The following is a 21,806-nucleotide window of genomic DNA, read 5'->3' as shown; positions in this document are numbered from 1 at the left end:
ATTTTTAATTTTAATGTATAATTCCCCCTCTCGTTACCCCCTCTGCAATAACTTATAAAACGAAGCCGACTTTATAAAGCTCTGTTTCTTCTTATTCACGGGTATTACCTCTAAAAATCCTAAATCTACTAATTGTTTCAGGTCAGTGCGGGCGGTGTGGTTAGTGATGAGAAAACGGTTTTCTATCTCTTTGATGCTGAGCACTCGTTCGGGGTCGTCATAAATGATCTTGATAATTTGTGCCATACGGTCGTTTACCCCTGCTATTTTCATAAACTGCGAGGCTTGAAATATCTCTTTTTGCTTTCTGTTGATGTACGTTTTCAGCGCCTCAAAAGCCTTTTCCATTGCCTTGAGTTGATAAGTAATGAAATAACTGAGGTCGTTGTCATCAGCTTCAGTGTACAGAAAGGCTTTTTTGTACTGCTTTTTCGTTTCTTTTATAATACGCGAAATAGAGAGGTATTCGGTAAGCCAATAGCCCGACTTAAGCATATACCAATAGAATACCGCCCGTGCTGTGCGCCCATTGCCATCGGCAAAAGGGTGTATAAAACCTATCATAAAGTGCAATACACAGGCTTTGATAAGAGGGTGTATAAAGGTATGGCTATCAGTGTTGAAGAAAGTGCAGAGTTGCGCTATAAGCACAGGTATTTCAGCCGCATCGGGCGGCGTGTGTACTACCTCGCTATTGGTAAAATCAACTACATAAATATCGTTATGGGTTCTAAAAGCACCTTCTTCTTCAGGTAGGTCGAGGGTTTTATAGGCTATAAGCTGATGTATATATTGCAAACTCTCAGGTGTCAGAGGCTCGTGCTTGTGTTGCACTATGTGCTGCATAGTGTTGTAGTTATTCATAATCATCTGCTCCGACTTGCTTTTGGGCTTGGTGCCCTTCTGTATCATCTCTTTAGCCTTCTTACGAGTAGTATTAGCCCCCTCTATCTGACTGCTTGCGATAGACTCCTCAATGATAGAACTCACCATAAATTTATGCGTATCTACTTCAGCAATCCCCATATTGCTCGTTAGTGTACCGCCTATATGCATATCAAAGGTGTGTAGGGCTTGCTGTATATAGTCGGTAAGCACGTAGCTAAACTGATATTTGCCAAACTGTAGCGTACGCTCATTTAAGCGGCGATAGAGTTTCACCGCTTGCCATAATTGCTCAGGAGCGGTATCTTTAGCCTTGTACTTCAACTGCGACCAATATAGGTATTCATTCTGTATTTTCTGCAGAAAACCCTCTGATAATAAAGGTTTTATAAGGTTATAAGTATCAGCAGTAGGTGCAAAAGTAGGGGGAGTTTCTATCATAGGTAGATGAGTTTTAAAATGCAAAAATAATAAAAATTGCGTGATTTTCCACAAATCACGCAATTTTTATTATGTTGCTCTTCTCTTAAAATTAAAGCGAATTTTCTTTAGTAAACTTCACGATTTCAGAGATACGTCCGAAAGCTACGCCTACTACTGTATCAGCAGCGCCGTAGTATACCGCTACTTTGTCCTCTTCAATAGAATGTAGGGCAGCGCAAGGGAATACTACATTAGGCACATCGCCAGTAGTTTCATAAAGAGTGGCAGGCGCCAAAAGGTAAGGCTGTGTACGAGCGATTACCTTGCTTGGGTCGTTTAGGTCTAATAGGGCAGCCCCCATAGAGTAACGGAAGCCGTTGCAAGTATTAATCACCCCGTGATAGAATAATAACCAACCGTCTTTAGTTTTGATAGGCACGGCACCAGCTCCTATCTTAGTACATTGCCAAGCGCTATCAACGAAAGGCGTTACTTTCATCACACAGCGGTGCTCGCCCCAGTACTTCATATCCGGACTGTAGCTGATGAAAATATCACCAAAAGGAGTATGTCCGTTATCACTTGGGCGACTTAACATCGCGTATTTACCATTGATTTTCTCAGGGAAAAGCACTCCATTGCGGTTGAATGGCAAAAAGGCATTCTCGCATTGGAAGAACTCTTTAAAGTCGAAAGTGTAAGCAATACCGATAGTAGGGCCACAATAGCCGTTGCACCAAGTCACCCAATAGCGGTCTTCTATAAAGGTTACGCGAGGGTCGTATTTGTACTCAGAGTGTAAGAAATCGGTATTACCCCCTTTCATCACGATAGGTTCGTGGTTGATTTCCCAGTGAATAGCATCTTTACTGAAGCCAGCAAAAATGTTCATTTGCACGGCTTTATTGTCGCAGCGGAATACCCCTGCAAAACCATCGCCAAAAGGCACTACAGCCGAGTTGAAAATACTGTTAGAAGTAGGAATATCATATCTACCGATAATAGGGTTTTCAGAGTAACGCCACATCACATCGGTACAACCTGCAGGGCGTTCTTGCCAAGGAATTTTATGACTCATTATATTTTTATTATTTTATTTTTTTAGGTTAATTATTTACCCTGTGCTTCTATCACAGCCAGAGTCGCTAAGTTTACCATCTCATCTACGGTCGAACCGATAGTGGTAATGTGTATAGGCTTAGTAAGACCCATAATCACAGGGCCTATGGTGTCTAAGTGCTGCGTTTCCTTTAGTAGCTTATAGCTGATGTTAGCAGCCTCTAAGTTAGGGAATATCAGCGCATTAGCCCCCTTGCCATTGTTCAGTTTAGAGAACGGATAGGTCTTGGCTATCTTGTCAGGGTTAAGGGCAAAGTCCGCTTGTATCTCGCCATCTACCACTAAGTCAGGATAATGCTTGTGTAAGTAAGCCACAGCCTCGCGTACCTTTAGCGTACTTTCAGAGGTAGCCGACCCAAAGTTAGAATACGATAGCATCGCTACTGAAGGTTCTAAGCCGAAGAATTTTACCGCTTTAGCCGTTAGCAGCGCTATATTAGCAAGGTCAGCAGCCGATGGGTCTATGTTGATAGTGGCATCCGATAAGAAAATAGGCCCTTGCTTGCTAAGCATTATACTTGCAGCCGCTATGCGTGTTACGCCTTCTTCTTTTTTGATGATTTCTAGCACCGGACGTATAGCGTTAGGATAAGCGTGCGAGTAACCAGTAATCATAGCATCTGCCTGACCGGTTTCTACCAGCATAGTACCGAAGTAGTTGCGCTCGCGCATTAGTCGGTCAGCCGCCTCGTAGGTTACCCCACGGCGTTCGCGTTGTTTCCAGTATAGCTCGATGAAGCGTTCGCGGCGGGCGCGTTCGGCATCGCTCTTAGGGTCTATTACATCTACGCGGGCAGTAAAACCTATTTCGTGCTTCAAGGCTTTAATAACATCTTTGTTACCCAAAAGCACTGGTATACCGATACCGTCTTCGTAAATGCGTTGTGCCGCTTTTAGCACTTCTTTCTGGTCACCTTCTGCAAATACTACTCGCTTAGGAGCGCGTTTAGCACGGTCTTGCAATAGGCGTATTTCTTTGCTACCTACCCCTATTCTGTCCATTAGTTCGCCTTTGTAGGCTTCCCAATCGCTGATAGGGTGTTGGGCTACTCCTGTAGCGATAGCCGCTTTGGCGATAGCAGGGGGTACTTCGTATATAAGTCGAGGGTCAAAAGGTTTAGGTATGATGTAGTTTCTGCCAAAGGTTAAGTTCTCGCCTCCGTATACCAAACTCACTTGCTGAGGGACAGGTTTTTTAGCCAATTCAGCTATAGCGCGTACCGCAGCCAATTTCATTTCCTCGTTAATCTTAGTAGCGCGAACGTCTAACGCTCCGCGGAAGATATAAGGGAAGCCAAGCACGTTGTTTACTTGGTTAGGATAATCTGAGCGACCGGTAGCCATTATAATATCCTGACGAGTTTTCACTGCCAAGTCGTAGTCAATCTCAGGGGTAGGGTTCGCCATCGCAAATACGATAGCGTCTTTGTTCATCGAAAGCAGCATTTCGGGGGTAAGTACATTACCTTTAGAAAGCCCGATAAATACATCAGAACCCTTTACAGCTTCTTCCAGCGTGCGAAGGTCGCGGTCGGTAGCAAATTCAGCTTTTTGTTCTGTTAGGTTAGGCGCATCTTTGCGTATAACCCCTTTGCTATCGCACATTACTATGTTCTTAGGGTCAGCACCGAGGGCTACGTATAAGCGAGTACAAGAGATAGCAGCCGCACCAGCTCCGTTTACTACTATCTGTGCTTTGCTGATGTCTTTGCCTACGATTTCTAACGCGTTGATAAGGGCAGCTGCCGAGATGATAGCCGTACCGTGTTGGTCGTCGTGCATCACCGGTATATCCAATTCTTCTTTCAGACGACGTTCTATTTCGAAAGCCTCAGGCGCTTTGATGTCCTCGAGGTTAATCCCCCCAAAAGTAGGAGCGATAGCCTTTACGGTTTCTACAAACTTATCTACATCGGTAGCATCTACCTCAATATCAAATACATCTATACCTGCGAATATTTTGAAGAGCAATCCTTTCCCTTCCATTACAGGCTTCGAAGCGTCAGCGCCTATATCGCCCAAACCGAGCACTGCCGTACCGTTCGAGATAACGGCTACAAGGTTACTTTTAGCGGTATATTTATAAGCGTTGCTTTTGTCTTCAGCGATAGCCAAACAAGGCTCAGCCACACCAGGCGAGTAAGCCAAAGAGAGGTCGTGTTGGGTAGCGTGTTTTTTGGTAGGTACAATAGCTATCTTACCGGGTTGCGGAAACTCGTGATAGTGTAATGCTTCTTCTTTCTTTCTTTGATCCATTTTTTTAATCTCTGATTATACGGTTTTATTGATAAGGTCTGTTATAAAAGCTATTTGCTCCTCTTCCAGCTCGGTGTGCATCGGTAGCGAAATGACCTCTTGCACTAACTGATTGGTTACACCGAAGTCAGCCTCGTTATAAGAGCTACGAGTATAAGCTTTCTGAGCGTGTAGCGGTATAGGGTAGTAGATGCCAAAAGGTACCCCATTATCAGCAAAAACTTTAGCCAAGGCATCGCGTTTGCCGTTGGTGATGCGCAAGGTGTATTGGTGGAATACGTGGTCGTAGCCTTTAGCGATTACAGGGGTGATAACGTTAGCGTTGCCTTGTAGGGCTTCGGTATATTTGCGGGCAGCTTCGCGACGGCAGTTGTTATACTCGTCTAAGTGAGGCAGTTTAGCGCGTAGCACAGCCGCTTGTAGCGAGTCTAAACGCGAGTTTACCCCTACCACATCGTGGTGATAGCGCACATACATACCGTGGTTTACGATACCTCTAAGGGTGTAAGCCAGCTCATCGTCATTGGTGAAGATAGCCCCTCCGTCGCCATAGCAACCTAAGTTTTTAGAAGGGAAGAAAGAGGTAGCCCCTACGTGTCCGATAGTACCCACTTTCTGTTGGCGTCCGTCGGCAAAGGTATAGTCAGCCCCTATCGCTTGGGCGTTATCTTCAATTACGAAGAGGTTATGCTTTTTAGCCAATGCCATAACCGCCTCCATATTAGCCGGTTGCCCAAAAAGATGTACAGGCACGATAGCTTTAGTACGCTTAGTAATAGCTTTTTCTATGGCTTCGATATTGATATTAAAAGTATCGTCATACACATCTACTAGTACGGGGGTTAGTTTCAGTAGGGCAATCACCTCTACGGTAGCGGCAAAGGTAAAGTCGGCGGTTATCACCTCATCGCCTTCTTTCAGACCGAGTCCCATCATTGCTATTTGCAGCGCATCGGTACCATTAGCACAAGGGATTACGTGTTTCACGCCCATATAGGCTTCTAATTCTTTCTGAAACTGCTGTACCTGAGGGCCATTGATAAAGGCAGTAGTACTAAGCACTTCTTCAAAAGAAGCCTGCACCTCACTTCTAATTCTTTCATACTGACCTTGTAGGTCTACCATTTGTATTTTTTTCATATATGTTGAATATTTCACTTGTTCCATATAATATTATTCGAAAACTCTCGAAAAAGAGTAGGGTTATTCTTGATTATCCAATACTTAAACCCTAAAAATTCTTGTTCTATAGAGAGTAACTCTCTTATTACCTCTTTGGTTTCTGGGGTAGGTGCAGAGAGATAATCATTAACAGCTTTTTCAAAATGATTCATTTTTGAGAGAAACTCCTCAAAAAAACGCTCTTCCTTAACCTTTCTTATGGCATTTTTCCCATTGAAAATACGATTCAGTAGCACAATCGTTTGTTGTATAGCCTCCGAAGTATCATTAGTAGCAAAATCTGCTTTGTCATAATTAAGGGTTTGCACAATTTTCTCTTCAATAGCTTCTTTAGTAGGATTTACAATACCGTCAAAATTAGCCGACTTTTTTCCATTACAATAGCTACATACAAAGAAAAGATTATCCCAATTATACTTTTCATCAGGGTAGTGCTCTTGGCTGTGCAAATGTTCTACTTGAAAATCAGTAGTTAGTTGGCGCTCACAGATATAGCATTTATCATAATGGTCTTTAGCTAATAAGGCTTTCACATCCTCGCCGTCATATTTGTTTTTAGTAGCCAAAGAAGCAGGAGCGGTGGTAGTTTTTTGCAATTGTATCATAGCGCATTGATTTTTGCAAAATGTTGGTTCTTCAGTTGTAAGTACCTCCCTATAATTTTGGGTGAGACTACCTCTGGTATTTTATCAAAATCACAGATAAGGTCTTTTAGTTCAGTCTTTTCAGAAAGAGGAAGCATTTCTTTTTTCAAAAGTTCCTCTAATCTACCCAATTGCATTCCCATATAGCTGGAAGCAGTTTTTACCCCAAAATATCCTTCAGCTAATGATTCGTATGAATACTCGGTTAAATCTTCTATTATTTCTTGGTGTTCTAAGTCAAACGCTACGGCATTGCTGAGCGAACTCAACACAAAAGGCGAGTGGGTAGTAACAATAAACTGTATATTAGGGAAAATCTCTGTCAGTAGTGGCATAATGACCTTTTGCAATTCCAAGTGCAAGTGGGTTTCAATTTCATCTACTAACACGATGCCTTCGCACTCATAAGCCCTTGTAAGTTGGTTTTTATGCTGCATTTTCAGTATAAGGTCTACTACTATATCCAAAACCGCAGCAAAACCATCTGATAACTCTGTAAACTTAAATTCTTTTCCTTTGGTTAATATCTTAAAAGAATAATCTTTATAATTAAAATATAATTGTAAGTCTTTATCTTGAAAAATCTCACCCAAAAGCCTTTCAAAATTCACAAACCATTCTCTGATTTGGTTAGCATCTTTCTCTAATTTTTCATTTCGTGCTAAAGCCTCTTGTATTTTAAGGTCAGCAAGGAATTTTAAGAATTCTTGAGTAGAGGTTTGCTTTATTCCCCATTTATCTTGAAGTTCAGGTTTAGTAGGGGTTTTAGGTTCTTGGAGTTTTTTTATAGTTCTATGCGCTTCATAAAAAGCAATAATAAAATTGCCATCTTGATATTTTCTAATAAGGTTATCAACATCTTCAAAAGCAACGGTTACCTCACCAACATTTTCAAAAAGCTTACAGCGATCATTTGCTATTCTTTCAATATGATTAGCAATGGCATTGAGTAGAGAAGTTTTCCCACTACCATTCTTACCAGTAATCATCAAATGAGGATAATCTTCCTTTTCCAAAGGAATATTTATGTTGCTCAGATGTCGTACTTTATTGATATGTATATTTTTGATATATCTACTCATAGAGGCTCTATAACTTTTCAAAATGCAAAGATATAAAATAAATATCAATTATGAATGTTTAACGACTAATTATTTAGGTCAAATACACTTTATTCTCTTGTTTGCTAATTCGGCAGAAAAAAGCACTACAGCCACCTTCCCTATACAAACGATATAGGAACCATATAGGAAGAGCGAAGGATAAGCGAAAGATGAGCAAAGTATAAACATTTAATTACCGCTCAAAACCCAGAAAAATTTGCTAATCGGCAAATTTGTTAATTAGCTAATTAATCTGTATCTTTGCCCTCTAAAATAGAAAGATATGAGTACAGCTATATTACACGCAGAGATAAATACAATTGATATTCCCATAATTAGAGTATTATTAGAGAAGTTCAAAGCTAAAAAGGTAGTTTTTGAAGAGGAAACCTATGTGCCTAATGAAGTAACGCTTCAGGCTATGAAAGAAGTAGAGCAAATGAGGAGAGATAAAAATACTAAGTTTTTTGACTCTACCGAAGAGCTTTTGAAATCTTTAAAATAGAATCAGACCTATCGCGCTTGGGCTCTCATACCGATTTGTTTGACAAGAAAAAGTAGTAATCCTTTGCTAATTAGCTAATTTATTTGTACTTTTGCCCCGAATTTAAAAATAATAACCATATGAAAAAGTTTTTTATCGCCTTAATGGCAAGCGTAGCCTTAGTGGGTTGTGGTAAAGATGACAACAACGATACAGGCATACAAGAGGGAGCTTTCCCTAAGAAAATAACATCTACTTATCCTAATAGGAATAGGAGTAGTGTAACAACCTATAATATTCAGAACGGCAAGCTGTTGTCAGCTACTATTACTGAATACGAAAATGGCGTTCAAACAGGTACGGCTCATATTATCAAAGCAGAATACTTGGGAGACCGTATAACCCAAACAAAATATGGTCAACCTTCTACAGAAAATTATGCAATCAAAGATTATACCTATGACGGGCAAGGACGAGTGATAAAAGAAACACGTGTAGAGCCTCATAGAACAACAGAAAACGGAGATTCTTATACCCAAGAATACCGCTATGAAGGAGGGCAGCTAACAAAAATTATCAGACAAAACCCTACAACTAATTGGATTAACGGAGAGCGCAAAAAAGTAAATAGACATTCTGAGAAAGTGTTAGCCTATAGCGGTAGTGATATTATCGTAAACGAAACTGTTACCTATCGCGATGGGAATGGAGCGGTAGTAACAGGTACAAGTACTTATACAGAAACTACTACTTATACTGTAGCAGGGGGCAACCTAATAAAGAAGGTAGAAGGAACGCATATTACTGAGTATAAATACGATAGCAATATAAACCCTATGCCACTGAATGCATTATTGAGAACAACAGTTCCTGATTACTTTTTAAATGAGGATTATAGTAAAAATAACCTGATAGAAGAGGTGGAGAGCTATACTGATTATCAAGGAAAATTGGTTAAGAATATTAAGTCTATTGAGCTTACCTATAACAGCAAGGGATATCCTACTATGAAAAAAACCTTTAGACAAAGAGGTAGTGAAACAAAAACTCTTAATTATATAGAAGAAATCGAATACTAAAATAAAGACGAAATAGAAAATACGAATTACTATCTTTGCAGAAAACCATATTATTGTGAACGAAAAAAGAAATATCAAGCAAAAAATTAATTTGTTTATAGGTTCCATAGGAGCCTTTATAGGAGTGGCGGTATTTGTAGCCTATATTCCTCAAATTATGGCCAACTTAGAGGGGCACAAAGCACAACCTTGGCAACCTTTGTTTGCAGCTGGGTCTTGTCTTATCTGGGTGGTGTATGGCTGGACAAAAGAGCCTAAGCCAGATTATATTCTCATTATCCCCAATTTGGTAGGGGTAGTTTTAGGATTCTTAACTTTTATTACTTCACTTTAAAGCTACTGGATGTTTCTGCTTTTCGGCAAAAGCAAAAACGATCACTAATCCCTACATTGGAATAATTTTTGTATCTTTGCCTTACAGAATAAGAATCTTATGTCTATGACCTTTACCATTAATGAGAGTCACCCACAAGCCTCTGCCCTTGTGGAACTTCTTAAAACATTCAGTTTTGTTTCCTTTAAGGAGACCAAAACGAAGACAAAAAAGACTGCTACAAAGGAAAAAGCAGCCCTTGTAGAGGCTGCTTTTGAAGAAGAAAGCCCTGAAGATTATGAATTTATTATGGCACTTTCTAAAGAAGCCAATAGAAATGTAGCCCGTCGTCTGGCTAAGGAAAAAAACATAATACTCCCTTCTCAAAAGAAAAAATAATGATTTAATTTAAGTTTCGCAAGCTCTATAACTTACTGAAATAAAGGCGAAATAGAAAATACGAAAAGACGAAATGCGAGTAACACCCGTATTTCGTCTTTTGTATTTAAACACATATTATTTAAAAATTTTCTACATAAATGCTTGCAGTTATTTAGAAAGTTTTTATTTTTGCGCCCGAAAAGTAATAAATAAATGTTTTTATGAAAAACAAATCACTATTTTTGGGCAGTCTGCTGTTAGCTATGATAGCCTCTGAGGTAGCCGAAGCTAAGTCTTCAGCCCTCGAAAACACAAGCGTAACGCGCTTTCAACAAGAAGAGATAGAGGTAGAAGGACAAGTGTTCGATACCGATGGCTCTCCTATGTTAGGGGTTAGTGTGGTAGTAAAAGGCACTCACCGAGGCGTTATCACCGATGAAGAGGGGCGTTTTACCCTCAAGGCTGATGCTAATGCGGTACTCGTTTTCCGATTTTTGGGCTACCAAACCCAAGAGATTGCCCTAAATGGGCGCTCATCTATCAGCGTACAGATGAAAGCCTCTACACAAGAGTTAGGCGAGGTAACCGTTACTTCTACCGGTATCAAACGCCAAATAAAAGACTTTGCAGGTACTGTAAATGTTATTTCAGCTTCGCAAATAAAAGAATTAGCTATCCCAGCAGTGGGCGATGCGGTGCGCTTTATGCCAGGGGTGAACTACATAGATGAAGACGGTCGTGGCTTGCGCCCAGGTATAGGCTTGCGCGGTATAGAGCCCAACCGCAATAGCAATACTTTAGTGGTAATAGACGGTAAAATACCTATCGGACAGAGTTATTCTGATATGGGTGGTTACTATATGATGCCCGTAGGAGCTATAGAAAGTGTAGAAGTGATAAAAGGTGCTTCGCCTGCCCTCTACGGAAGTGGTAGTATAGGTGGGGTGGTAAACATCATCACTAAAAAAGGAGCTGCTCGCCCTTATACAGGCATCAACCTACAATACGGCAACCACAATGCCCTAAATATAGGGGTGGAAACGGTAGGCAATACTAATGAGGGGGGTATGAAGTACTACGCTGGTTTTCACCGCCGCCAAGGCGATGGCTTTAGAAAGTCGCGCAGCCGCTATAATGTGAACGACCTTACTGCCAACGTAACAGCTAAGGTAGGCGACAAAAACGAATGGCGTTTCTTCTTAAACGGCTTTACTGAATATTCTGAAACCCCAGGCGGACTCAGTCAAGCGCAATGGGAGCAAGACCCTGAGCAGTCTGTTAATCCGCACGACTTCTTCGAGGCAAGACGCTTCAGTACCGCTATTTCATACAAACGCAGTTTTGATGAAACCAATAGCCTAACCACTTCGGTATATGGTAGTTACCTAAAAAGGGACTGGTGGTTAGACAACCGCAACGCTACTGCTAGCAAGCGCAAGTTTACAGCAGCCCTACGCGATGTGCCTACAGTGGGCTTATTCTCAGACTACGAGCGCACCAATACCCTATTCGACAAAGAAAACAAGCTGTTAGCAGGTATCCGCCTACATACCGACGTTACCCACGAGGTATCAGTAGCTGGCGATGAAATGGGCAAGAAAGCAGGCAAGACTACTGCCAACTCGGCTAATACCGTAGCGGTGGTAGAGGGGTATGTGTTCGATGAGTTTCACATCACCGATAAGCTAAACATCAACCCAGGGGTGCGCTATACTTTTGTAAATTACGACAAAGAAGACTACTACAAAAATAGTTGGGATAACCGCAACGAAGATGCTTTTGTTTACTCATTAGGGTTGTTCTACAAATTCTCTGAGCAGTATCGCGCTTATGCTACTTATTCTAAAGGGTATAAGATGCCGCAGATACGTTCAGCATTCGAAACCAATGGCGACCTTGATGCCGAAACTTCTGACAACTACGAAATAGGACTACGCACACGCCCTACCCAATGGTTAGAAGTGGAGTTAGCCGCCTATATATTAGACTTCAATCATAAAATATTCCGCGAAAGTGGCTTGCTTAATAACGGAGGAAAAGCCCTACACAGAGGGATAGAAGTAAGTGGTGCTATTTATCCGGTAGAAGGATTAAAACTCTACGGTAGTGGTGCTATACAAAGAGCTACTATAGAGTACGGAATGAACAAAGGCAATCGCGTACCTTATGCACCGCGTTATACTGCAACTGCAGGGGCTAAATACCAATGTGGGGTAGGCGAGGGCACCCTTACTACCAACGTATATGGCAACTTTGTGAGCTCACAATTTTCAGACCTTGCCAATACTTTAGAAGGCTCTGCTAATGGCAATGTAGGGTTAATACCTAAGTTCTTCTTGCTCAATGCAACGGCTAGCTATAGCTACAAACAATGGAACTTCAACCTCAATGCCCTTAACTTGCTCAATCGCAAATACTTCACTACGCGCCACAATGCTTGGGGAGGTATTATGCCAGCAGCTACTATTAGCGTATTAGGTGGTGTAGGCTATCAGTTCTAAAAAATAGAGACGAAATACGAAATACAAAAGACGAAATACGGGTGTTACTCGCATTTCGTCTTTTGTCTTTAAAAAATCGTTTTTACTAAAAAGCAAACTATTATGCCGTATAGTATAGGCAGAAAAGTAGCGATGAGCGTCCATTTCTTGCTGTTAGTCTCTTTGTAGATGGTGTAGATGGTAGTGCTACAAGGGTTGTGCAAAAGGCTAAAAAGCATCAGATTCACAGCCGTGAGGAGCGTCCAGCCACCAGCGTGTAGTAGGTTGCCAACTTCGCTGTTGGTAGCCTCCATTAGTACCCCTGCTTCGGCTGCGGTAGCTTGTCCTAATACCATAGTGGTGAGCATCAGTATCGTAGGGATAACAATCTCGTTAGCCGGTATTGCCACCACGTAGGCGAGGAGTATCACTCCGTTAAGACCGATGAACATACCTATAGGGTCGAGCCCCTGTATGAGCCAAAGAGCTAACGGCTGACTGCCCACCGGTATATGGCAAATAAGCCAGATAACAGCCCCTGCGGGAGCGGCAAAAACGACAGCTCGCCATAGCACGATAAGGGTGCGGTCGATAAGCGAAGTGTAGAGCGTCTGAAAGAAACGCGGCGGGCGGTAAGGGGGCAACTCAAGCACAAAGAAAGATGATTCCCCTTTCAGCAGTGTTTTAGACAGCAGCCACGAGGTGAAAAGCGAAAAGGCAATCCCCAATACGGCTATGCTTATCACTGCCAACATCGATACGGTGCCCGACCACTCTTTGGGTACTAATGCCCCTATAAAGAGTGTAGCAATAAGTATTTGGGTAGGCCAGCGTCCATTGCATAGCGAAAAGTTATTGGTGATGATAGCGATGAGCTTCTCGCGCGGACTGTTGATAATGCGGGTAGCTACCACGCCAGCGGCATTGCAGCCAAAGCCCATACTCATCGTTAGGGCTTGCTTGCCGTGTGCGCCAGCGGTGCGAAACATACGGTCGAGGTTGAAGGCCACACGCGGTAGGTAACCAAAGTCTTCGAGTAGGGTGAAGAGCGGAAAGAAGATACTCATAGGGGGTAGCATTACCGATACTACCCATACCGTAGCTAGATAGACGCCATCGATAAGGAAGCCACTGAGCCACCAAGGGAAGTGCAAAGTTGTAGCGCCTTCTTTTAGCAAAGGGTATAGCCATCCTATAAACAAATCGGAGAGCCATTGCGAAGGGTAGTTAGCCCCAATAATGGTAATCCACAGTACAGCCGAAAGCAATAGCAACATAATAGGGAAGCCCCATAGTCGGTGGGTAACGATGCGGTCGATAGCGCGGTCGATGCGGAAAGAACGCGCCGAAAAGTCAGTGCTTACTGAAGCACGACACAAAGCATTTGCTTTGGCATAAATAGCCTCTACCAAATCGTTGCGATAGCTGTCGCCCAATAAGCGGTGATACTCATCGGCTATCCGTAGCACTCGTGTTTGCTTCTCTGGAGAATTGACTTCAGAAAATACCCCTTCAGCAACGCCTTTCTTTACGCTTTCATCGCCCTCAATAAGGCGCATCGCTAACCAGCGCGTATTGGGTAGCGCAGGGTTTAGCTCGCTGAGCAGCTGACTAAGCTGAGCAATAGCTTCAGCATTCTGCTTAGGTAGGTCGATAAAAGTTTGTTTTTTAGTCTGAAAAGCCCCACTTACTACGGCTTCTATAGCTTGTAATAGGTCGGTTATGCCCTCTTTAGTGCGCGCGCTGGTGGCTACTACCGGTATGCCCAAATCGCGCGAAAGGGTGCGCGTATCGATGCTGATGTGGTGGCGGCGCGCCTCGTCCATCAGGTTCAGGCATAGCACTACCTTGTCAGTTATTTCTAATATCTGTAGCGCAAGGCTGAGGTTGCGCTCTAATCGGCTGGCATCTACCACCACTACTGTAACATCGGGCTTTCCGAAGAGGATAAAATCGCGGGCTACCTCTTCGTCTTCAGAGGTAGAAAGCAGCGAGTAGGTACCGGGGAGGTCTATCATCTTATAGCGCGTACCGCCGAAAGAAAAACTCCCCTCGGCACGTGTTACGGTCTTGCCCGTCCAGTTGCCCGTGTGTTGGTGTAGCCCTGTAAGAGCGTTGAACACGGTACTTTTGCCCGTATTAGGGTTGCCTGCTAAGGCGATAGTATAGCTATAGTCACCTTGCTCTTCGCCCAATCGTTTGAGCGAGGCAGCAGGGTTTAGTTCGCAAGTATCACATACATTTTTCATTTTCTTCTAAGTTTATCAGTACACATAAAGCATCGCTTTTTCGCAAGGCTATCTGGGTGTTGTGGATATTGTACGCCACAGGGTCGGATAGCGGACTTACGTTCTCTACCCTAATGGTAGTGCCACGCACGAACCCCAAGTCTAACAAGCGTTGGCGCACCTCTTGTCGGCAGTCAGGGGCAAAACCCGTAATCACTGCTGATTGTCCTTTCTCAAGAGAGGCTAAAGTAAGCGTTATCATATAAGTTCTATTAGTATTAAAAATATTTTTAGATGAGCAAAATTAATATTTTTTTTGATAATGACCAAATTATCAATAATAAATAGTATCTTTGCCCGAATATTAACACAGAGAGAAAATGATAAAGAAAGCGTTTTATATGGCTCTTAGTGCCCTTGCACTAACCTCGTGCGAGCAGTATACTATTAGCACAGGCACTACTAGTGCTACTACCCAAGTAGCTACCCCTGCACCTGTATATGAATTCGGTTTTAACCTCAATGATTACAATATTAACAAAGATACCCTAAGGCAGGGCGATACTTTTGGCAAGCTTTTGGAAGAGAAGGGCGTAGCTGTGGGCGACATCTATAACATAACCACCCAAACCAAAGAGCTCATTAACCCTAAGAACTTTCACGTAGGCAAAATGTACGCCTTTCTGTACGACAAAAAGAAACCCAACACGCCCCATAGTTTTGTATATCAGCCTAATGTGGTAGATTATATAGTGGTACACCTAACCGACTCTATCTATGCTTATACCGCTCAGCGCAAAGTGTCGGTGGTAGAAAAAGCCTTTGCGGGCAGCATAGAAAACAACCTAACCGTCGATGCACAAGCTGCAGGTATCAGCCAAAACGCTACCTATCAGTTAGGACAGATTTTTGACTACACTATCGACTTCTTCCGCCTACAAAAAGGCGATGTTTTCAAGATTATTTATGACGAGCGCTATGTAGAAGATACTATCTTTGCAGGAGTCGAAAAGGTTAAAGCAGCTTACTTCGAGTGGGAAGGCAAAAAGTATTACGCTTTCAACTACACTACTGACACTATCAAAGGCACAAATGGCTTTTACGACGAAAACGGAAATATGATGAAGCGTATGTTCCTAAAATCGCCATTAGATATCTTTCGTATTACCTCTAAATTCGGGATGCGTTTTCACCCCGTGCTACACCGTATGAAAGGGCATTTTGGTACTGACTACGCTGCTCCTACCGGCACCCCTATACGCGTAACGGCAGCCGGCACAGTGATAGAGGCAGGACATACCTCAGGCAATGGCAATTACGTAAAGGTACGCCATAACAACACCTATACTACCCAGTACCTACATATGTCGAGAATTATAGCCCGCAAGGGGCAGCACGTATCGCAAGGCGAGGTGATTGGGTTAGTGGGCAGCACCGGCTTGGCTACCGGTCCCCACGTGTGCTATCGTTTTTGGAAGAATGGCGTGCAAGTAGACCCACTGAAAGAAAAGCTACCCGATGCCGTGCCTATAGACGATAAGCTAAAAGCCCCTTACTTAGAGTATATCAAACCGCTGAAAGCACAATTAGATAATTTGCAAAGTAACAAATAGATGAGCCGTACCCGTCTTTTCTGGATAATAGCCTCGCTGCTGACAATTGCCGCTGCAGTGGTCTTTTTTCCCATAGAGGCATTTGAAAAAAGAGGTATATACTACGCTTTGCTGATGGGGGTGCTGATAGGGCTGCTCTCTTTCTTAGCCATAGCCGAAATTACAACTTTTAGCGGGTTGCGCAAGGCTATGCTCGACAAAGAAGCGCCTACTAATACCCCAATGAATGCCTTTATACCAGTGATGGTGCTTATCGTTGCCGGCTTTGTTATCTATCAGCTGATAAACTACCGCATAGACTACCTGCTGAAGACCGAAGGGCTATATGCTGAGGCTACTATCGAGCAAGGACAGAGAGAAACCATAAAGCGTATAGGTAGCACGTCAGAAAACTACAAGGTGCAAGTGTCGTTTGCTGATGCTAAGACCGCTAAGCAGTATACTTTTAGCACGGCTGTCCCCAAAGAGCTCTTTAGTATGATTTACAAAGGGCAGCGCCTAAAGGTGCTATACCTGCCTAAGCAGCCTACTGTCTTCAGACTTATGGCAGGGGAAAACATAGAGCGATACCAAGAGCGGCAAAACCGAAAGCTACGGCTGCAAGACCTCAATACACTGTTTGCTACCTCTCCTGCTGAGGTGCTCAAAGCGCTGAAGCGTATCAGTCCCACGTGGGAGGTCGCTGCTGAGGATGAGCTTCCCGACCGCCCTTTGGTGATAGAGGGGCATCTATTTAAGAACGATCAGCTACAAGAGCGTTTGCTCATTTCATCACACGGCATTGCCCTTTATGAGGGTAGCTATACCTACGATTTTATACATAGAACACCTGTGCTAAAGCAGCCTGAAACTACCTCTTTGCCTTTAGAAGACGGAAAGAGCGAAAAGGTTACGCTTTATCAAACAGCTGCTTATACGGTGAAACGAGTAGAGGTGATAACTTTTGGGGCTTCTTCTATTTCAGTAGAGGCGTATTATTTGGTAATGGCAAATGAAAAATAACTAAATCATATAAATAGCTATAAAACAATATATTAAAAAAAAAATGCGAAATAAAAGTCGCAAAAATGTAGGATATTCAATAATTATTATTACTTTTGTGCTTTCAAAAAGAAAAATAACAGACAATTTTAGTTATATACTTTAATTTTATAATTTTCATATAAATGAGAACGATACAATTTAGAGAAGCTGTTTGCGAAGCGATGAGTGAAGAGATGCGTCGCGATGAGTCTATTTATCTAATGGGCGAAGAGGTAGCCGAGTATAACGGAGCCTACAAAGCCTCTAAAGGAATGCTCGATGAGTTCGGACCTAAGCGCGTTATCGATACCCCTATAGCTGAAGGCGGTTTCGCAGGTATTTCAGTAGGGGCTGCTATGAATGGTTGCCGTCCTATAGTAGAATTTATGACCTTCAACTTTTCGCTTGTAGCTATTGACCAAATTATCAATAACGCAGCAAAAATGCGCCAAATGTCTGGCGGTCAGTTTAATATTCCGATAGTATTTAGAGGCCCTACCGCTTCTGCAGGTCAGCTGGCTGCTACCCACTCTCAAGCTTTTGAGAATTGGTATGCTAACTGCCCAGGGCTAAAAGTAGTAGTTCCTTCTAACCCTTATGATGCTAAGGGGCTACTAAAATCAGCTATACGCGATAATGACCCTGTTATCTTTATGGAGTCAGAGCAAATGTATGGTGATAAAGGTGAAGTGCCTGAAGAAGAGTACACTATTCCATTAGGAGTAGCTGATATCAAACGCGAAGGTAAAGACGTAACCGTAGTGTCATTTGGTAAGATCATTAAAGAAGCCTACAAGGCAGCTGATATTTTGGCTCAAGAAGGTATAGAGTGCGAAGTTATCGACCTACGTACCATCCGCCCAATGGACTTTGAAACTATCTTCAACTCAGTGAAGAAAACAAATCGTTTAGTAATCCTCGAAGAGGCTTGGCCTTTCAGCAGTGTTTCTTCTGAAATCACTTACCAAGTACAAGAGAACATTTTTGATTACTTAGACGCACCTGTACAGCGTATTACTACAGCTGATACCCCAGCACCTTTCTCTTCAGAATTACTAAAAGAATGGTTGCCTAACGTTGACGATGTAGTAAAAGCAGTGAAAAAAGTACTTTACAAATAAGAATTAGCATATCATTTTTATTTTTTTAAAGTTATATTTTATTTTTTTAGTCCTTGTGGTCTCTCTTCCACAAGGACTTTTTTTGTCAGTATGACTGTTAATACGATGTTAAACTTGTAACTTTTCAATGTTAAATTTACAACGAACTATTTTGCATTGATTTAATAAATAAACGTATATAAAATATTAATAAACAGCCAAATTTTAATATAATTAATACATTTGTTAGTAAAATTTTTATGTTAAATAAAGAACCCTACCTCTTGTACATTTGTGTAGAAATCAAAAAATCTCTACTTTTGTAGTGAAATTCAGATGAAAGAAATAATAATATGGCTTTAATTAAAACAATAGACATTGATCAGAAATCCCGATTATACGTCTGGGATGTTCAAGAACCTCTTGCTACTTTGCAAGAGGGAGTGAGCCTTACACCTCAGCAAAATGAGATGTTTCAGGCAATACACAACGAAAAAGGTAAGAAGAATTTTTTAGCAACAAGGGTCTTACTTAAGAATTTAGGTTACGCTCCAAATGCGCTGTTTTATGACCCTAATGGGAAACCTTTCCTAAGCGATGGCAAACAGATTTCTATTAGTCATTCGTTTGACAAAGTAGCTGTGATTATCAGCAACAGAGGCGTAGGAGTAGATATAGAGAAAAAGAGAGATAAAATCATACGTATAGCCCCAAAGTTTACTCATTGGGACTATCGTGCTGCAGCGTTTTCATTCGAAAATATCATACAGAAACTTACTATGATTTGGTGCGCTAAAGAGGTGGGCTTCAAAGTACACGGCAATCCAGCTCTTACACTCAACGATATCAAAGTACGCGATTTTTTTCCTACAGATACACGTACCGAGATAAAAGTAGAGAAAACAGTATATGAAGTGTTCTTTCATTTTATAAGCGACTTCGTGCTGAGCTATTGCCTACACATTAAATAATTATGAATGTTGAATTGATAATTAGCAATTAAAAAAGGAAATTTAAAGATAAAAGGGCTGCCTATAGGTAGTCCTTTTTTGTATGTCTAAAATATATAAATTCAATTTGTCTAAAAATAATATGTTAAAAATTTTCGTGTTATCTAAAAACGTTTTATCTTTGCCCCGAATAATTCAATTTAGATAAGATATATGAAAACGTATTTAGTAGCAATTGCTATGTTTATTGGTGCTATTGGCTTTGCGCAGAATGGCACTATTACCGGTAAGGTTACTTCTTCAGACTTACCTTTAGAGGCTGTTTCTATTCAGCTTGAAAACAAAACCATCAAAAAATGGACGACTACCGACCGCAACGGGCAATATACGCTTAGCTTGCCTGCTGGTGAGTATCGCCTAAAAGTACAATCATTGGGCTATATACCTCATAACGATAAAATAATCATCAATGCCGACCAAACAGTTCAACTCCCTATTAATCTAAAAGAAGACGTCTTAGGTATTGACGAGGTGGTGATAACCGCTACTAAAACCAAAGAGAATCGCAAAGAGGCTCCCGTATTGGTAAGTGTAACAGGCACTAAAGAACTCGCTTCTGCCAAGGCACATACCTTAGTAGAGGGCTTGGTATTTCAGCCAGGGTTGCGCACTGAGGTAAACTGTCAGAACTGTGGTACTACCCAAGTGCGTATCAATGGCTTAGACGGGCCTTACTCGCAAATACTCATCGATGGTCGCCCTATATTTGGGTCGCTTAATGGGGTGTATGGTTTAGACCAGATTCCTGCTAATATGATTGAGCGTATTGAGGTAATACGCGGTGGGGGCTCAGCGCTCTTCGGCTCTAATGCCATTGCGGGTACTATAAATGTTATCACTAAAAACCCTATCAAAAACGAAGCCCAAGCAGGGATAGTTAGCAGCCTTATCGCGGGCAAAGCTGCCGATGTGGTAAGTTCGCTAAATGGGTCACTAATAAGCGACAATTACACCAGAGGGATTTCATTTCACGCACTACACCGCGCTCGTCAGAGCTATGATGCTAACGGCGATGATTTTACCGAGATAACTCGCTTGCGCAACCTAAACGTAGGAGCTAAACTCTTCAACGATTTTACTGACCGCCATAAGCTCACCGGTGAAGTGAATATGAGCAATGAAAACAGACGCGGGGGTAACAAGTTAGACGAACCTGAACACCTTGCTGATATAGCCGAGAGTATCCGTACTCAAATGGTAGGAGGTACTGCTAACTATGAGTATTTCTCGCCTGCTTATAATCATAAGTTTACAGCTTATGCCAGTGGCGAACGCACTCGTGCCGATAACTATTACGGTGGTTTAGAAGGAAATGATATCGAGGCTTCAACCGGCAACTACGGACTTACCAAAGAGCACATCTGGGCGTTCGGAGGGCAGCACACCGCTTATGTGCCTATAGCCAAAGGCAACCTACAATGGACTTCAGGGTTAGAGTATCAATACGATAAAATATCCGAAAAACGCGTAAATCCTCTTATTTTGGCAGTAAACCAAAAAGCTAATATTTTCGGTGCTTTCACTCAAGCCGACTGGCGTATTTCGCCTAAAGTAAAGGTATTAGGAGGTCTTCGTTTAGACAATGTAACTTCTGATATTCTCAAGAGCAGCATCACAGTGCTAAACCCACGTGCAAGTGTGTTGTATAATATTGATGAGAACTTCATAGCACGTGCTTCTTATGGGCGTGGCTTCCGTGCTCCTTTCTTCTATTCTGAAGATGTACATAGCGAATTGCCTAGTGGCGAGGTACGCCGTGTAAAACTCTCTGACGACCTTAAAAAAGAAACTTCCGATAGCTTTACCGCTTCATTCGAGTACAACCATACCCACGAGGCACATCAGTTTGTAGCGATGATAGAAGGTTTTTATACGGCTCTACACGACCGTTTCGACTATCGCGATATAGGTGAAGAAAATGGCTTGAAAGTAAAAGAGAAGTTTAATACCGATGGGGCAATCGTAAAAGGACTTAATATCGAGTTGAAGTATAGCCCTAATAAGCAATTTATCTTTCAGTTAGCTACTACTATACAAAGTGCTAAGTACAACAGCACCCAAAATCCTGAAGACAATATTTTCACCGACCAGCTACTCAAAACCCCTAATGTATATGGTAACTTGCTAGCTACCTACAAGCCACGCCCTAACTGGGACATCAATCTTGTAACCGTGTATACCGGAAGTATGAAAGTAGTGCACTTAGCGGGTTATATAGCTGAAAACCGCTTAGAAACTACTAAAGGATTGGTAGATATAGGGCTAAACACCTCATATCAAATCAACGCTAGCAACTTCTTCCCTTTAGAAGTGAGCTGCGGAGTGAAAAACCTCTTTAATCAGTACCAAAACGACTTCGATAAAGGAGCTAAACGCGATGCCGACTATATCTATGGGCCTGCTTTGCCTCGTACAGTATTCGTAGGCTTAAAGGTGAAGATGTAGCAATTAATAATAGTTCACAAAACAACAAAAAAGGATTG

18 protein-coding genes are annotated in these 21,806 nt (G+C 42.0%); 10 read left to right on the top strand and 8 right to left on the bottom strand.

The window, feature by feature from the left end:
- Nucleotides 1-33: 33 nt before the first annotated feature.
- The 6 genes from C8P65_RS05030 to C8P65_RS05005 all read right to left on the bottom strand — a co-directional run bounded on the left by C8P65_RS05030 (nucleotide 34) and on the right by C8P65_RS05005 (nucleotide 7,591).
- On the bottom strand, nucleotides 34-1,326 hold the full coding sequence (locus C8P65_RS05030; protein ID WP_107781845.1) for a Fic family protein: 1,293 nt from the start codon (nucleotides 1,324-1,326) through the stop codon (nucleotides 34-36).
- Nucleotides 1,327-1,417: 91 nt separating this feature from the next.
- Nucleotides 1,418-2,386, bottom strand: coding sequence for a glycoside hydrolase family 130 protein (locus C8P65_RS05025; RefSeq protein ID WP_009388416.1), 969 nt, complete (start codon nucleotides 2,384-2,386; stop codon nucleotides 1,418-1,420).
- Between the two features lie 32 nt (nucleotides 2,387-2,418).
- Entirely contained in the window at nucleotides 2,419-4,683 is a 2,265-nt protein-coding gene (locus tag C8P65_RS05020; protein ID WP_107781843.1) for an NADP-dependent malic enzyme, read from the bottom strand.
- A gap of 15 nt (nucleotides 4,684-4,698) precedes the next feature.
- Nucleotides 4,699-5,823, bottom strand: coding sequence for a DegT/DnrJ/EryC1/StrS family aminotransferase (locus tag C8P65_RS05015; RefSeq protein WP_107781980.1), 1,125 nt, complete (start codon nucleotides 5,821-5,823; stop codon nucleotides 4,699-4,701).
- A gap of 14 nt (nucleotides 5,824-5,837) precedes the next feature.
- Nucleotides 5,838-6,470, bottom strand: a complete 633-nt coding sequence (locus C8P65_RS05010; RefSeq protein WP_107781841.1) for an HNH endonuclease — start codon at nucleotides 6,468-6,470, stop codon at nucleotides 5,838-5,840.
- On the bottom strand, nucleotides 6,467-7,591 hold the full coding sequence (locus C8P65_RS05005) for an AAA family ATPase (protein WP_107781839.1): 1,125 nt from the start codon (nucleotides 7,589-7,591) through the stop codon (nucleotides 6,467-6,469). Before C8P65_RS05005 ends, C8P65_RS05010 begins: the two co-directional genes overlap by 4 nt.
- 304 nt (nucleotides 7,592-7,895) lie before the next feature.
- Here C8P65_RS05005 and C8P65_RS05000 point away from each other — a divergent pair, with 304 nt between their 5' ends.
- The 5 genes from C8P65_RS05000 (at nucleotide 7,896) to C8P65_RS04980 (ending at nucleotide 12,370) form a co-directional block, all read left to right on the top strand.
- Nucleotides 7,896-8,117 (top strand): antitoxin, encoded by a 222-nt coding sequence (locus tag C8P65_RS05000; protein WP_107781837.1) that lies wholly within the window; start codon nucleotides 7,896-7,898, stop codon nucleotides 8,115-8,117.
- Nucleotides 8,118-8,236: 119 nt separating this feature from the next.
- Nucleotides 8,237-9,175 carry a hypothetical protein gene (locus C8P65_RS04995; protein ID WP_107781835.1) on the top strand — a complete coding sequence of 313 codons (939 nt, stop codon included), beginning with the start codon at nucleotides 8,237-8,239 and terminating at the stop codon, nucleotides 9,173-9,175.
- 55 nt (nucleotides 9,176-9,230) lie between these two features.
- Nucleotides 9,231-9,509 carry a SemiSWEET family transporter gene (locus C8P65_RS04990; RefSeq protein WP_002666358.1) on the top strand — a complete coding sequence of 93 codons (279 nt, stop codon included), beginning with the start codon at nucleotides 9,231-9,233 and terminating at the stop codon, nucleotides 9,507-9,509.
- A 105-nt stretch (nucleotides 9,510-9,614) separates the two neighbouring features.
- A complete protein-coding gene (locus C8P65_RS04985) occupies nucleotides 9,615-9,887 on the top strand; it encodes a hypothetical protein (protein WP_311337982.1) in 273 nt (90 codons plus the stop codon).
- Nucleotides 9,888-10,090: 203 nt separating this feature from the next.
- Nucleotides 10,091-12,370, top strand: a complete 2,280-nt coding sequence (locus C8P65_RS04980; protein ID WP_107781832.1) for a TonB-dependent receptor — start codon at nucleotides 10,091-10,093, stop codon at nucleotides 12,368-12,370.
- 68 nt (nucleotides 12,371-12,438) lie between these two features.
- Here C8P65_RS04980 and feoB read toward each other — a convergent pair whose 3' ends face one another.
- Both feoB and C8P65_RS04970 read right to left on the bottom strand, forming a co-directional pair.
- Nucleotides 12,439-14,598: a ferrous iron transport protein B gene (gene feoB / locus C8P65_RS04975; protein ID WP_107781830.1), complete on the bottom strand. Its 2,160-nt coding sequence runs from the start codon at nucleotides 14,596-14,598 to the stop codon at nucleotides 12,439-12,441.
- On the bottom strand, nucleotides 14,582-14,836 hold the full coding sequence (locus C8P65_RS04970; RefSeq protein ID WP_095914877.1) for a FeoA family protein: 255 nt from the start codon (nucleotides 14,834-14,836) through the stop codon (nucleotides 14,582-14,584). Before C8P65_RS04970 ends, feoB begins: the two co-directional genes overlap by 17 nt.
- A 121-nt stretch (nucleotides 14,837-14,957) precedes the next feature.
- Between C8P65_RS04970 and C8P65_RS04965 the strand changes: the two genes are divergently transcribed.
- The 5 genes from C8P65_RS04965 (at nucleotide 14,958) to C8P65_RS04945 (ending at nucleotide 21,768) form a co-directional block, all read left to right on the top strand.
- Nucleotides 14,958-16,190 carry a M23 family metallopeptidase gene (locus C8P65_RS04965; protein WP_107781828.1) on the top strand — a complete coding sequence of 411 codons (1,233 nt, stop codon included), beginning with the start codon at nucleotides 14,958-14,960 and terminating at the stop codon, nucleotides 16,188-16,190.
- Nucleotides 16,191-17,192, top strand: coding sequence for a DUF3592 domain-containing protein (locus C8P65_RS04960; protein WP_107781827.1), 1,002 nt, complete (start codon nucleotides 16,191-16,193; stop codon nucleotides 17,190-17,192).
- A 164-nt stretch (nucleotides 17,193-17,356) separates the two neighbouring features.
- The gene (locus C8P65_RS04955; protein ID WP_107781825.1) at nucleotides 17,357-18,334 is read left to right on the top strand and encodes a pyruvate dehydrogenase complex E1 component subunit beta; all 978 of its coding nucleotides are present in this window, start codon (nucleotides 17,357-17,359) and stop codon (nucleotides 18,332-18,334) included.
- 332 nt (nucleotides 18,335-18,666) lie between these two features.
- Nucleotides 18,667-19,284, top strand: coding sequence for a 4'-phosphopantetheinyl transferase family protein (locus tag C8P65_RS04950; protein WP_107781823.1), 618 nt, complete (start codon nucleotides 18,667-18,669; stop codon nucleotides 19,282-19,284).
- Nucleotides 19,285-19,476: 192 nt separating this feature from the next.
- Nucleotides 19,477-21,768, top strand: coding sequence for a TonB-dependent receptor (locus C8P65_RS04945; protein WP_107781821.1), 2,292 nt, complete (start codon nucleotides 19,477-19,479; stop codon nucleotides 21,766-21,768).
- The last annotated feature ends 38 nt before the right edge of the window (nucleotides 21,769-21,806 follow it).

Source organism: Capnocytophaga leadbetteri, assembly GCF_003054025.1.
GTDB classification, from domain to species: Bacteria; Bacteroidota; Bacteroidia; order Flavobacteriales; family Flavobacteriaceae; genus Capnocytophaga; species Capnocytophaga leadbetteri.
The sequence above is the reverse complement of the archived record's forward strand: the minus strand, read 5'-3'. Positions and strand labels throughout refer to the sequence as shown.

Excerpts from the sequence above, each read along its gene's own strand:
- C8P65_RS05030 (WP_107781845.1), bottom strand. The coding sequence starts at position 1,326 with ATGATAGAAACTCCCCCTACTTTTGCACCTACTGCTGATACTTATAAC.
- C8P65_RS05025 (WP_009388416.1), bottom strand. The coding sequence starts at position 2,386 with ATGAGTCATAAAATTCCTTGGCAAGAACGCCCTGCAGGTTGTACCGAT.
- C8P65_RS05020 (WP_107781843.1), bottom strand. The coding sequence starts at position 4,683 with ATGGATCAAAGAAAGAAAGAAGAAGCATTACACTATCACGAGTTTCCG.
- C8P65_RS05015 (WP_107781980.1), bottom strand. The coding sequence starts at position 5,823 with ATGAAAAAAATACAAATGGTAGACCTACAAGGTCAGTATGAAAGAATT.
- C8P65_RS05010 (WP_107781841.1), bottom strand. The coding sequence starts at position 6,470 with ATGATACAATTGCAAAAAACTACCACCGCTCCTGCTTCTTTGGCTACT.
- C8P65_RS05005 (WP_107781839.1), bottom strand. The coding sequence starts at position 7,591 with ATGAGTAGATATATCAAAAATATACATATCAATAAAGTACGACATCTG.
- C8P65_RS05000 (WP_107781837.1), top strand. The coding sequence starts at position 7,896 with ATGAGTACAGCTATATTACACGCAGAGATAAATACAATTGATATTCCC.
- C8P65_RS04995 (WP_107781835.1), top strand. The coding sequence starts at position 8,237 with ATGAAAAAGTTTTTTATCGCCTTAATGGCAAGCGTAGCCTTAGTGGGT.
- C8P65_RS04985 (WP_311337982.1), top strand. The coding sequence starts at position 9,615 with ATGACCTTTACCATTAATGAGAGTCACCCACAAGCCTCTGCCCTTGTG.
- C8P65_RS04980 (WP_107781832.1), top strand. The coding sequence starts at position 10,091 with ATGAAAAACAAATCACTATTTTTGGGCAGTCTGCTGTTAGCTATGATA.
- feoB (WP_107781830.1), bottom strand. The coding sequence starts at position 14,598 with ATGAAAAATGTATGTGATACTTGCGAACTAAACCCTGCTGCCTCGCTC.
- C8P65_RS04965 (WP_107781828.1), top strand. The coding sequence starts at position 14,958 with ATGATAAAGAAAGCGTTTTATATGGCTCTTAGTGCCCTTGCACTAACC.
- C8P65_RS04960 (WP_107781827.1), top strand. The coding sequence starts at position 16,191 with ATGAGCCGTACCCGTCTTTTCTGGATAATAGCCTCGCTGCTGACAATT.
- C8P65_RS04955 (WP_107781825.1), top strand. The coding sequence starts at position 17,357 with ATGAGAACGATACAATTTAGAGAAGCTGTTTGCGAAGCGATGAGTGAA.
- C8P65_RS04950 (WP_107781823.1), top strand. The coding sequence starts at position 18,667 with ATGGCTTTAATTAAAACAATAGACATTGATCAGAAATCCCGATTATAC.
- C8P65_RS04945 (WP_107781821.1), top strand. The coding sequence starts at position 19,477 with ATGAAAACGTATTTAGTAGCAATTGCTATGTTTATTGGTGCTATTGGC.